Source organism: Myxococcales bacterium, assembly GCA_016712525.1.
GTDB lineage: Bacteria > Myxococcota_A > Polyangia > Polyangiales > Polyangiaceae > JAAFHV01.
Genome location: JADJQX010000007.1, coordinates 2,479,559 through 2,491,634 on the forward strand (window position 1 = coordinate 2,479,559; position 12,076 = coordinate 2,491,634).

Genomic DNA, 12,076 nt, shown 5'->3' on the forward strand with positions numbered 1-12,076 from the left:
ATCGCAACGGGGGGCGCGCCGAATACCATGTTCCGTCGCCCCGTCCCTACACGACGCGTCGATTTCGACTACGGTCGGCACATGGCACGCTCCCTCCTCTCGCTCGCCGCGGTGTCGCTCCTTCTCGGCTGCCCGCCCGCGGAAAAGGACAAGAGGAGCGAGCCCGCGCCGAGCGCGGTGTGCACCAAGTTCGGCGCGACGTGCGAGGTCTCGCCCGGAAAGCTCGGCACCTGCGTCACGAAGGAACCGTGCGCCACGGGCGACTGCTTCGTATGCCAGTCGCAGCACTGAGCCTGGCTTCGCTCCGCCGAAAAGGTCCCCTCGTATGGGGAGAATGGGGAGCCCGGGCCAAGGAGCGCCTGTCGGAGCTCGGCTGCGCGCGATCAGCGGTCAGCTCGGTGCGAGCTCGGTAGGGAGAGGATCGTGACGGCCGTGTCGATGTCGTCTTCCGAAAGGCCGACCGCGGGATCCGTCCGGACCCAGTGGCTGTGCAAACCAGCAGAGGGCGCCTCATCGTCGAGGACCACAAAGGCCGCTTCGGAGCGTGCGTTGGCCGCTAACCAAGTTCGGATTTCAACGCCCCGAGGCTCGCCGGACATTCTGGGAGTCACGCCTACGATCTCGCCGGAAAGGCCTCGCCCATCGAGCAGAGAGACGAGCTCGGGCACGGAGTGATGCAGCCGCCACGACGACGAGATGACGATGCGAGCCGTAGTGCGCCTGATAAGCCCATTCAACGACTGCACGGCCACGGGATCGATGTCTTCCGGTGTCCACAGTTCCGAGGATGCGGTTGGAGCGGGGGCGTCCGTCAACCGGTTCAGCACACCGTCAATGTCCAGGAAGATAATAGCGTCCACGGGTGACCGAGACCTTCACTCCCCAACATACCGGCGTTCTCTAGCGAATGCGAGACCGAGCGAGGCGAGCATTCGTCCGCCGTAGCGCCCTGTCGGACCTCGCTCGAACGCGCCGCGCCGCAAGCTTTTTTGCGAGGGGCTCCACGCCGCGCCGCGGCTTCTTCACCTCCCCCTATCCGCTCGCAGGCTTTGCGCAAGCGAGTGAACGCGACGGGGCGCAGGAAAGCAAAGCCGAGAACGGATTTTGGGGGAGGTGCCGGGCGCGCAGGCCGTTAGGCCGAGCACCCGGCGGTGGGGGCACCCCTTTCTCCGCTCTCGTTCGTGAAGGGCCGAGCACCCGGCGGTGGGGGCACCCCTTTCTCCGCTCTCGTTCGTGAAGAGCCGAGCACCCGGCGGTGGGGGCACCCCTCTCTCTCCCTCAGGGAGACTGCACGCAGCCGCGATCCGACGTGGCGCCACGGGCGATGCCGTAGAAGTCGACCGCGGGGGCTCGGCTCGCGAGCGAGCTGCGACGGGCGGGGGAGCCCTGCCTCGGCTCGGGGGGCGCGCCGGTGTCGAGCATGGGGTCGACCTTGAGGTAGTCGGCGCCGTCGGCGGCCGTGCCCGAGTAGTTGTTCTGGTTGCCGAAGAGGAGGTTGTTCTCGTGGACGAGGTTCTGCACCGTCGACACGAGGCTCACGGCGTAGGTGCGCTGGTTCAGGAAGATGTTGTTCGAGTAGGTGAGCGTGAGCGGGTAGCTGCCGCTCACGTAGTTGAGCCCGATGTCGTTCGAGGCGAAGGTCGTGTTGACGACGCTCACCTCGGAGCTTCCATAGTTGTTGTAGATGTAGACGCCGTTGCTCGTGTCGTGGATGTAGGAGTTGGTCAGCGTCACCTTGGGCGCGCCTCCACCCGAGCCGGGGTACACGTAGAGCCCGTAGCTCTTGGGGCTAGCCGCGGTGCCGCCGAGGTTCGCGCCATCGATGCGGATCTCCTGCGGGCCGTTCGACTGCGCGTACACTTCTCCGGCGATCGCGGTAGCGTCGAGCTTGGACCGACCACTCGCGCGGAGGCTCGTGTCGATGCCACGGATGGTGACGCTGTCGTAGCCCGTGCCGACCGTGATCGTGTTTACCTTCGTCGTGGCGGAGTTGAGGCCGACGATCGTGAGCGTCTTGCCCGCCGTGCCCGAGATCGACACGCTCTCCGAGAAGGTGCCGGCCTTGAGGCAGATCGTGCCGCCCGTAGGGTTCAGCGCGCTCACGGCGTTGGCGAGGGTCGCGTAGTCGCCAGGGACCTGCGTGCCGGTGCACGAAAACTCGCAGCGACCCGAGACACACGCTTGGTCGCCGCGGCAGAACGTGCCGCCGCACGAGACGCGGTTCGTCGGGACCACGGCGCCGTCGGCGAGGACCGCGCCGTCGGTCGAGGCGTCGGGCAGCGGGACGGGGGCGCCGTCGGGGAGCGTCGCGGGGGCGCCGTCAGGGAGCGTCGCGGGGGCGCCGTCGGGCAACGTCGCGGGGGCGCCGTCGGGCAGCGTCGCGGGGGCGCCGTCGGGGAGCGTGTCGTCCACGGCCGGACGATCGGTGGGCGAGGTGGCGCACGCGACGCCGATCGCCCCGAGGGACGTGACGAGCGCGAGGGCGGCGAAGGAGCTGCGAGGAAGCCGAGGAAGTCGCATGCCCGTTCGTACGAGCGCGTGCCCCCTTTCTTCCCTCGTGCATCGACGGACCGGAAAAAGACGCGCCCGCGCGACCGTGGAGGACGAGCTCCGGGGCGCGCGGGCGGCGGCTTCGACGAGACCAAGCCAAGCGACGGTAAGCTAGCGAGAAGGAAGGAAGAGACCGCCGCGAGGACGGTCGCCTCCTCTCTTGAGCAGGGCCCGTGCCATGCCCCACCGGCTCGCCAAATATCCGATATCGCTTGGTTATTCACAGTGGTACCCGCACGGCGTGTGCGGCACACCGCACGCCAACGAGACACGGATGTCATGCCACGAGAGTGCGTCGCGCGATCCGTGGGCGCTCAGTCCACCGCGAACGTGACGTTGAACGCGGCCGGTGCGGCGGCGAGCTTCGTGCCCTCGCGGCGAACGGAAGCCGAAGCGTCGAGCATGCCGACGAGGGAGGCGAAGGGCAGATCGTTCGGGGTGCGGAGGACGAGCGGGTCGGTCTTGAGGTCGTGCGCGTCTCTGTGGAGGCCGAACGTTTTGTGCTCGTCGGCGAGGGCCTTCTCGAGCTCGGGGTAGGCGACCTTCGTGCCCGCGCCGTCCCGCGCCACTTTGGGGTGTTTGGGCACCTCGAGCGAGCGGACCACGTTCTCGCCCTCTTTCCACGTGAGCACGAACGACCCTTCGCGGCGCGCGTCGACGACGAGCTTGCGACCCGTGCTGGGCTCGCCGCAGCCGACGGGCCCGGACGTCGACGAGGTGGCGTCGAGCCGACCGAGGCTCGAGAGGGTCTGCGTGAGGAGCAGGAACGCGATGGTCACGACCAAGAGGTCGATCATCGGCACCAAGTTGAGCTCCGAGTCGACGCTGCGACGCTTCCCGCGCGACCCCGTATCGATCATTCCCATGGCGACCTCCTCGTCGTGGGTGCGCGCCCAACGCGCGTCGACCCACGGGCCGAGAGTGGCCCGACGCGCCGAGAAGTTCCGGCGCGTGCGTTCTTCGAATGACGCGGGAAAGTTATGTTCCTACGGGAGCTTGGCTCACGTCGTCGAGGTGAGGAGGCCCATGCGCGCGAGCAGCGCGTCGACCTTCGGCTCGCGCCCGAGGAACGCGCGGTAGAGCTCCTCCGGGGGGGCCTCGTCGCCGCGCGAGAGCACGGTCTCACGGAACGCGCGCCCCACCTCGGGCGAGAGCACGCCCGCCGCCTTGAACCGCGAGAACGCGTCGGCGTCGAGCACCTCGGCCCACTGGTACGAGTAGTAGCCCGCGGCGTACCCGTAGGGGCTCCCGAAGAGGTGCGAGAACGAGGCGATCATGGCGTAGTCCGCGGGGAGCTCGACGGGCGAGAAGGGCGCGAACGCAGCCCGCGCGAAGACACGGAGCTCTTCGGGCGTCGCGGGGAGCGCCTCGCGGTGCATGCGGAGATCGACCGTGGAGAAGCCGAGCTGGCGCATGAGCATGTTGGCGGCGCGGAAGGTGCGGGCCGCGCGCATGCGCTCGAGCGTCTCTTGGGGGATGCGCTCGCCGGTGTCGACGTGCTTCGCGAAGAGCGCGAGGCCCTCGTTCTCCCAGGCGAAGTTCTCGGTGATCATGCTCGGGAGCTCGACGAAGTCGGCGAGCACGCGCGTGCCCGCGAGGCCACGCTCCTTCACGGTGGAGAGCACGTGGTGGAGGAGGTGCCCCATCTCGTGGAAGACCGTCTGCACTTCGCGGTGCGTGAGGAGCGCCACCTTCTTGCCGGGGCCGGGTGGGGTCATGTTGCCGACGATGACGGCCACGTTCTCTCCCTCGTGCGGCGTGCCCGGGAGCCTGTCGAGCATGCCTCCCATCCACGCGCCGTCGCGCTTCTCGGCGCGCGGGAAGAGGTCCACGTAGAACGCGCCGATGCGGGTGCCGTCGGCGTCACGGACGACGTACGAGAGCACGTCGGCGTGCCACGGGCGCGGCCCACCGCCGGGCTCGTCGTTCGTCCATGGGGCGATGGTGACGCCGTAGAGCGCCGTCACGATCCCGAAGAGCCCCGCCATGACGCGGTCGAGCGGGAAGTACGGGCGGAGAGCCTCGTCGTCGAAGTCGTAGCGCTTCTTGCGGAGGCGCTCCGCATAGAAGGCGACGTCCCACGGGGCGAGCGGGAGAGCGCCTTCGCCGAACGTCTCGCGGACGAAGGCCTCGAGCTCCTCGTTCTCGCGCGCGAACGCGGGCAGGAGGTGCGCGCGGAGATCGTCGACGAAGCCTTGGGCCTTCGCGCCCGTCTTGGCCATGCGATCCGAGAGCACGAGCTCGGCGAAATCGGGGAAGCCGAGCAGGGTGGCCTTCTCGCGGCGGAGCGCCAAAATCTCGAGGCAAAGCTCGAGGTTCTCGGGCGCGCGGGTGACGTTCGCGCGGTAGAGGCGCTCGCGGAGGGCGCGGTTCTCGCCGTACGTGAGGATGGGGACGTAGACCGGGGCGTGGAGCGTGACGAGGTAGCCCGTGAGGCCCTTCTCGCGCGCGGCTTCGGCCATGTGCGCGACGACGCCCTCCGGCACACCCGCGAGCTCTGCGACGTCTTCGACGTGGTGGGTGAACGAGGTGGTCGCGTCGACCACATTTTGGGAGAACGTGAGCGTCTTCTGGGCGAGGAGGACATCGATCTGCGAGAGGCGCTTTTTTCCGGCCTCGTCGAGCTTCACGCCGTTCTTCACGAAATCGACGAGGGTCTTCTCGAGGAGGCGCTTGCGGCCCCCTGTGAGCGCCTTGGCGTCGGGCGTGGCCGCGTAGGCCGAGAGCGCGGCGTAGAGCGGCTCGGAGAGGACGATGCCGCTGTAGTGCTCGCTCACCTCGCCTTGCACGGCCGCGTAGGCCTCACGGAGCTCCTTCGTACCGACCGTGGCCTCGAGGTGGCCCGCGAGCCCGAGGGCGTAGTCGAGGCCGTTCGTCGCCATGTCGAGGGCGCCCATCGTGGTCTCGTAGGAGAGCCGCCCCTCGGCGTGGGCCTTGGCGATGGCGTCGAGGGCCCCGGCCGAGCCTCGAATGAGCTCTTGGACGGCGGGGCCGACGTGCTCGGGCCGCACGGCGTCGAAGGGGAGGTTTTTCGAGATCGCGAGGAGCGGGTTCGCCGGGGTCATCGCCCCACGATACCCGAGAAATGGCTTGGGGCGCCGCGCCGTCGTGACCCGCAAGAAGGCCATCTCCCGATTCTCGCCTCTTCTCTCGCCCGTGCCCGGCGTCCCACGGCTCCACCGCAACAACGCCGTCCCCCGTTTCTCCTCTCGCCTCTTCTCTCGCCCGTGCCCGTGCCCGTGCCCGTGCCCGTGCCCGTGCCCGGCGTCCGACGGACCCGCCGCAACAACGCCGTCCCCCGTTTCTCCTCTCGCCTCTCGCCCCCCTGCTCCGTCCCGGCGTCCCTCCCGCCTCCGCTCGTCCCCGCCTCTCCTCTCTCCTCTCGCCCGTGCCCGGCGTCCGGGCCCAGTGGCCCGGAGGTCCGAACGGACACCACGCCAGCAGCACGGCACGCCGTCCCCGATTCTCCCCTCGCCTCTCGGCCGGTGCCCGGTGTCCGATCCGGACCCCGCACCCTGGGCGTGGGCAGGGCACGGCACGGGCACGGCAGACGCATCACCCCGGTGCCCTCTACCCCTCGCAGAGCTTCGCGAGGCCCTGGCTCGCGAACGTGAAGCCCGCGAGCTTGTAGAGGAGGCGCGCGCCCACGTTCGCGTCCCACTCGTCGCCGTCGGGCCCAGGAGCGACCTCGTTCAGATCGAAGCCGACGATGGTGCGGCCTGAACGCACGACCTCGGCCATGAGGTAGACGACCTCGGCGAGGTCGAGGCCGCCGGGCACGGGCGTGCCCGTGTGAGGGCAGTAGCGAGGATCGAGGCCGTCCACGTCGAACGAGATCCAGACGCGCGAAGGGAGCGCAGCGACCACGTCGTCGGCGATGCGCGCGAAGGCCTCGCCGCGGAGCTTGCGGCGCTGCACGGCGCGGTCGGTGAAGGTGCGGACTCGTTCGCCCTTCGTTTCGCAGTAGAAGGCCTCTTCTTCGCACATGTCGCGGATGCCGATCTGCACGAGCTTCTCGACCTCGGGCACCTCTTCGAGCACGTTCCGCATGATCGAGGCGTGGGAGTAGGCGAACCCCTCGTACGCGTCGCGGGTGTCGGAGTGGGCGTCGACGTGGAGCACGCCGAAGGACGGCCCGGCCTTGGCGAGGGCCTTGATGGCCCCGAGCGGGACGGAGTGGTCACCTCCGACGAGACCCAGGATTTTTCCCTCCGCGAGCACCTTCGCCGAGGCCTCGTAGACGGCGTGGTTCACCTTGACCGACAGCTCGTTCACACGCGCGAGGGCAGCGAGGAGCTCGGGATCGTCCCCCGCGTCGCCGCCGTTGTCGATGATCGCCTTCGCGCAGGCTTTGCCCTCTTCGTTCCAGATGGCGATCTCGGTCGGGGCTTCGAGCATGACGATGCCCGGGAGGTACGGGCGGTCTACGTCGAGGTCGTAGAGGTCGACCTGCTTCGACGCCTCGAGGATGGCGGCCGGGCCTTTGGACGTGCCGCCTCCGTACGAGGTCGTCGCCTCCCAAGGAACGGGCAGGATCCAGAGCTTGGCCTCGGCGGGCGTGTACGGGAGGCCGAAGAGGCCGGAGTCACGAGCCGCGGGCGCGTTCGGGTCGAAGGACATGGCGCGCACAGTGGCAAGGACGTGCCGCGCGAACAAGAGAAGACGTCATCCGGGGCCCCCCGAGACGAGCGGTCGCACCCCGAGGGCGAGCGGTCCGCCGGAGGCCGTGGCGGGCGAGCCGAGCCCCGAGAAAAAGCGCACGATCCTCTCATGGGTCCGTTCCTCCGAAAGCTCCTCGTCGCCCTGCCCCTCTTCGCCGGGACCGTCATGACCGTTCCGCACCGCCTCGCCGGGTGGGAGGCCGACGCACACTTCGAGGGAGACACCGCCGTGCAGGACCGGCTCGCGCGAGGCCTCCGGGACACGACCGGGGAGGATCTCGTCGCGCATCCGTTCCGCACGGGCTCGGCGCACTTCGACTCGGAGTGGCTCTTCGGGACCTACATGATGGCCGGGATGGGGTTCGGCCAGCTCGCCCTCGCCCACCCCGAGCGGGAGCCCGAGCTCGTGGCCGACATGGATCGCTGCATCGAGGGGATGATGGGCGCGAAGGCGAAGGACTACGACACGACCACCTGGGGAGAGGACCCTTTGGCCGACGCGACGCTCGCGGGCACGCGCGGGCACGTGGCGTACCTCGGGTATCTGAACCTCGTCTTGGGGTTAAGGCGCCGGCTCGATCCGAGGAACCGCTACGCCGCCCTGAACGACCGGGTGAGCGAGGCCCTCGAGCGGCGCTTCCGCGCGACCCCAGGCTTCGTCGAGACTATCCCGAGCGCGACGTTCCCCGTCGACAACGCGAGCGCGATCGGGTCGCTGGGCCTTCACCAGAGGGCGACCGGCGCGCCGCACGCAGCCACGATCCTCGCGTTCCGTGAGCGTACGAACCGCCTCGTTCGCCAAGACGACGGCCTCCTCGTTCAGATCGTGGACACGAGCGGCGCCCCGCGCGACGTGGGCCGCGGCTCGGGGACGTTCCTCGCGGCGTACTTCACCTCGTTCGCGGACCGCGAGCTCTCGGCCTCGCTCTACACGGCCGGGAAGAATGCACTCTACAAGGAATACGCCGGCTTCGGCACGATGCGGGAGCACGCCGCGGCTCACCCGGGCTCGCCCGACATCGACGCGGGTCCCGTGCTCTTCGGGCTCGGGGTGTCGTCGAGCGGCTTCGCGGTGGGGCCCGCGCGCGCGCACGGGGACCGCGAGACGTTCCGCGGGCTCGTGTCGCTCGTGCACCTCTTCGGGTTGCCGGTCGACTCGAGCGGGACACGCACCTACACGACCGGAGGCCCGATCGGCGACGCCATCCTGCTCGCGATGCTGACGGCCCCACCGCCCGAGTCCGTGGCTCCCGAGCTCACGGCGGCCCGCTTCGGGGGCTCGACGGTCGCGAGCGCGGACGAAGGAGGTGCGCGATGAAGACGAGCCGACGCGTGGAGCTCTTCTCGGTGCTCGGCCTCGTCACGGCCTACGTGGGCGCGGCGCACATCGCGGCCCACGAGCGCGTGGGGCATGCGCTGCTCGCCGCCGGCGATCACGTGCCCCTCGGGTTGCTGCTCGGGCTCGTCGCGCTGGTGGTGCTCCGTGTGCTCGTGGTCGTCGTCGTACCCGGCGTGGTCGCGGCGCGGCTCGGCCTCGCGGCGCTCGCGTGGGTGGACGATCTGCGCGCGCGACGTGCTCGAGGGGGCTCGGCACCCGCGCGAAACCCCTGAACGCGGGCCGAGACGCACGAAGGCCCCGCTTCGCGAACGAAGCAGGGCCTGTCGTAGGTTTGGGGAATCCTAGGGGAGCGGTCGGCTCACCAGCGATCGCCGCCGCGGTCGCCGCCACGGTCACGGCCACCGCCGCCACCGCCACGACGGCCACCGCCGCCACCACCGCCGCCGAAGCCACCACCACCACCGCCGCCGCCACCACCGCGGCGCTCCTCGGCCTCGTTGACGCGGAGGGGGCGGCCATCGAGGAGGGCGCCGTTCATCTCGGCAATGGCCTTCTGGGCCTCGGCCTGCGTGCTCATCGTCACGAAGCCGAAGCCGCGCGAACGGCCGGTCTCGCGGTCGGACACGACGTGGGCGTCGGTGACCTCACCGAACGAGGAGAAAGCAGCGCGGACGCTGTCGGCCGTGGAGTTGAAGGAGAGGTTCCCCACGTAAAGACGGTTGCCCATAGCGATGTCTCGATTCTTTCTACTTGCCCCTGGGGGGCGGGTTTCAGTCCTCGGCCCCGAGAACCGGAGGCCGAGTGTCGCGCCGTATCGAAGAGAATCCGCGCAACCCGAGAAAGACGAGAGGCGAGCCGTCGACCGTGACCGTGACGCTGGCTAGTCTAACCTTACGAGGCGCCCGTGCAAGCGGATTTTCGGAACGAAACCACACGCCAACCGCGAAATTTCACGCAACGGGTGCGCCCCTTACGAAGACTTCGGGCTTGACGCCGACGCCGGGCCCGGGTCGGTCCGGAAGGCCTCGCTCTCTTTCGTGGCGTCGAGGGCCATCTTGAAGAGCACGGGGCCGGCGACCTGCGCGATCGCGACCGTCGCGATGGCGAGAGAGCTCATGGCCGAGCCGAACGTGGGGAAGGTTCGCTCGATCGTTGCGGCCACCGCGAACGTGACCCCGGCCTGGGCCAAGAACCCCGAGAAGCCCCAGGTGCGAACCGCTGGCGGATCACCGGCGAGGCGGCTCGCGAGGCGGGAAGCCACCCAGGTGAGGAAGAAGCGAGAGCCGAAGAGCAGGAGCGCGACGGCCCAGTAGCGATGGAGGAGCGGCAGATCGAGCTGGGCGCCCGCGGTCGCGAAGAAGACCACGTACACCACGCTCGCCATGTCTTCGATCGCGTGGAGGAGCTTCTCTCCGTACGACGAGAGGTTCTGCACGAGGAAACCGGCGACCAAGAAGGTGAGCAGCGGCTCGAGGCGGAGGTACGAGAGAATCTCGGTGAAGCCGAAGCCGAGCGCCACGAGCACAACGAGCAGCTTCTGGCCGACGAACCGGAGGTATAGGACCATGACGAGGCCGAGGGTCGTTCCCAGCGCGACCGACCCGAGCAGCTCGTAGCCGAGGTGATGGAGCCCCGCGAGCGTGAGCTCCGAGCCCTCGGACGTGAGCGATTTGGCGAGGGTCATGACGAGGGCCGAGAGGACGACGACGACCACGTCCGATGTCATGACGAACGCGAGCGTGTAGCTCGTGAGCGGCCCCTTGGCCCGTGTCTGCGAGAGGATACCGAGGGTAGCCGAGGGGCTCCGCGTGATGGCGAGCACGCCCCAAAGGAGCGCCACGGCGAGCAGCGCCGCAGGGGGCATGTCGGCCGCGAAGGGGATGAGCGGCCGCGCGAGCACGAAGACCCCGGCCATCCCGAAGAGGACGATGCCCGTCTGGAGGAGCGTGACGATGGTGAGCGATCGCAGGCCTTTTTTCAGCAGATCGAGCTTCAGCTCGACGCCGCCGGCGAAGGCGATGAGCGCCAGGGCGAGGGCGTTCAGCTTGGTCATCGCCTCGACCGTGTCGTGGTCGACGAGGCGAAGGACGTGCGGCCCCGCGAGCACGCCGACGGCGAGGTAGCCCGTGAGGTGCGGGACCTTCAAGGGCTCGAGCAGCTCGGCGGCGAGCGTTCCCCCGAGCACGAAGAGCCCGAGCGCGAGCAGCACCTCGCCGCCCTTCCCTGCCCCCTCGGCGCGCGAGGCGACGAAGGCGAGCCCGAAGAGGAGGACGAGGCCCGCCGCGCGCGCGAACCTGAGGCGCGGAGAGACCTTGGGACGAGGGGCGCTCACGACGGCACCTCCTCGTCGGGCACGGGCGCGGCGAGGCCCGGCTCGAGCTTGTGCACGGCCCGGAGCGCGAGCGGCGACGCGACCTCTCCGAGCACGGCGAGCACGAACGCACACGGCAGCAAGACGTTACGAGGTCCGTCGGTCGCGACCGGGGCGGCGGCGGCCGCGATCAGCACCACGAGCGGGGTGGTCGAGAGGGACGAAATCCCCGAAACATAACGCATTTTCGCCCCCCAGAGGCCCGACAGGAGGCCGGCGTGCGCGGCCACCCGGAGGGCGCCGAGCCCGGCCGCGAGACCGACCAGCACGAGGCCCTCGGAGACGTCGATGCGCACCCCGATGACGACGAGGAGCGGGAGGAGCATGGCGCGCTCGGTGGGGGCGACGGCGCGCACGAGCTCTTCGCGGTGGCGCGTGACCGTCGCGAGGGTGGCCCCGAGCGCGAAGAGCACCGCCACGACCGACACGCCGAAGCGATCCGAGAGCCCGACGGCGAGCGCAGAGATCCCTAGGAGGGTTCCCCAGAGCTCGCGTGGACCGGGCGCCTCGCCGAGGAGCACCGCGCCGAGCCCTCCGAGGAGCGGGCCGAGGACCAGCGCGCCGCCGAACGCGAGCGCCAGCGGGACGGGCAGCGAACGGAGTGGGGAGCCACCTTGAGCGACGCTCGCGGCGAACGCGAGCGCGACCGGCACGAGGACCGAGCCCCGCGCGACGCGGGAGAGCGTCACGAAGCTCCGTGGGGACTTTCCGGCGGCGGCGCTCTCGCGGTCGGCCCCGGAGGCGATCGCGGCGACGAGGAGCGCGAGCACGTGGCGGTCTTCGGGGACGCGCCCCACGGCGAGGTACGGGAACACGGCCCACGCGAGGGCGAAGGCGAGGACTGCGACCACGACCGAGGAGCCGAGGCCACGAACCTCCGCGTGACCGGCGAAGCCGACGCGAGGCCCGCTCGCGCCGAAGACACGCGCGCCGATGGCGAACGCGACCCATCCGGCCGCGATGGTGGTGATGGGCGTCACGGCGACCACGAGGGACTCCCCCACCACGTTGAGCGCGAACGGCCCGAGCACGAAGCCGAGCGCCATCCACCCGACGTTCGACGACGTGGCGAGCGCGCCCTTGCCACCGAACACGAAGCTCTCGAGGTACGCGAGGAGCAAGAGCCCCATGACGACCGAGATGGCGCTCATCGCG

The 12,076-nt window shown here is 69.8% G+C and carries 11 protein-coding genes; 3 read left to right on the forward strand and 8 right to left on the reverse strand.

Annotated elements, in window-relative coordinates:
• Positions 1 to 81 precede the first annotated feature (81 nt).
• Positions 82 to 291, forward strand: a complete 210-nt coding sequence (locus tag IPK71_27530; GenBank protein MBK8217496.1) for a hypothetical protein — start codon at positions 82 to 84, stop codon at positions 289 to 291.
• A 92-nt stretch (positions 292 to 383) separates the two neighbouring features.
• On the opposite strand, the gene IPK71_27535 is transcribed toward IPK71_27530, so the two are convergent.
• From IPK71_27535 to IPK71_27555, 5 genes are all read right to left on the reverse strand, one after another.
• A complete protein-coding gene (locus tag IPK71_27535) occupies positions 384 to 860 on the reverse strand; it encodes a hypothetical protein (protein MBK8217497.1) in 477 nt (158 codons plus the stop codon).
• Positions 861 to 1,278: 418 nt separating this feature from the next.
• Positions 1,279 to 2,520, reverse strand: coding sequence for a right-handed parallel beta-helix repeat-containing protein (locus IPK71_27540; GenBank protein MBK8217498.1), 1,242 nt, complete (start codon positions 2,518 to 2,520; stop codon positions 1,279 to 1,281).
• A gap of 344 nt (positions 2,521 to 2,864) precedes the next feature.
• A complete protein-coding gene (locus tag IPK71_27545) occupies positions 2,865 to 3,416 on the reverse strand; it encodes a hypothetical protein (GenBank protein ID MBK8217499.1) in 552 nt (183 codons plus the stop codon).
• Between the two features lie 135 nt (positions 3,417 to 3,551).
• The gene (locus IPK71_27550; GenBank protein ID MBK8217500.1) at positions 3,552 to 5,615 is read right to left on the reverse strand and encodes a M3 family metallopeptidase; all 2,064 of its coding nucleotides are present in this window, start codon (positions 5,613 to 5,615) and stop codon (positions 3,552 to 3,554) included.
• A gap of 505 nt (positions 5,616 to 6,120) precedes the next feature.
• Positions 6,121 to 7,170: an agmatinase family protein gene (locus IPK71_27555; protein ID MBK8217501.1), complete on the reverse strand. Its 1,050-nt coding sequence runs from the start codon at positions 7,168 to 7,170 to the stop codon at positions 6,121 to 6,123.
• A 150-nt stretch (positions 7,171 to 7,320) separates the two neighbouring features.
• Here IPK71_27555 and IPK71_27560 point away from each other — a divergent pair, with 150 nt between their 5' ends.
• Positions 7,321 to 8,529: a hypothetical protein gene (locus IPK71_27560; protein ID MBK8217502.1), complete on the forward strand. Its 1,209-nt coding sequence runs from the start codon at positions 7,321 to 7,323 to the stop codon at positions 8,527 to 8,529.
• Entirely contained in the window at positions 8,526 to 8,822 is a 297-nt protein-coding gene (locus IPK71_27565) for a hypothetical protein (GenBank protein ID MBK8217503.1), read from the forward strand. Before IPK71_27560 ends, IPK71_27565 begins: the two co-directional genes overlap by 4 nt.
• An 86-nt stretch (positions 8,823 to 8,908) precedes the next feature.
• Here the strand turns inward: IPK71_27565 and IPK71_27570 are convergent, their stop codons facing one another.
• The 3 genes from IPK71_27570 to IPK71_27580 all read right to left on the reverse strand — a co-directional run bounded on the left by IPK71_27570 (position 8,909) and on the right by IPK71_27580 (position 12,072).
• The gene (locus tag IPK71_27570) at positions 8,909 to 9,277 is read right to left on the reverse strand and encodes an RNA-binding protein (protein MBK8217504.1); all 369 of its coding nucleotides are present in this window, start codon (positions 9,275 to 9,277) and stop codon (positions 8,909 to 8,911) included.
• A 243-nt stretch (positions 9,278 to 9,520) separates the two neighbouring features.
• Positions 9,521 to 10,882 carry a cation:proton antiporter gene (locus IPK71_27575; protein ID MBK8217505.1) on the reverse strand — a complete coding sequence of 454 codons (1,362 nt, stop codon included), beginning with the start codon at positions 10,880 to 10,882 and terminating at the stop codon, positions 9,521 to 9,523.
• A complete protein-coding gene (locus tag IPK71_27580) occupies positions 10,879 to 12,072 on the reverse strand; it encodes a hypothetical protein (GenBank protein ID MBK8217506.1) in 1,194 nt (397 codons plus the stop codon). The genes IPK71_27575 and IPK71_27580 overlap by 4 nt, the downstream gene beginning before the upstream one ends.
• Positions 12,073 to 12,076: the final 4 nt, after the last annotated feature.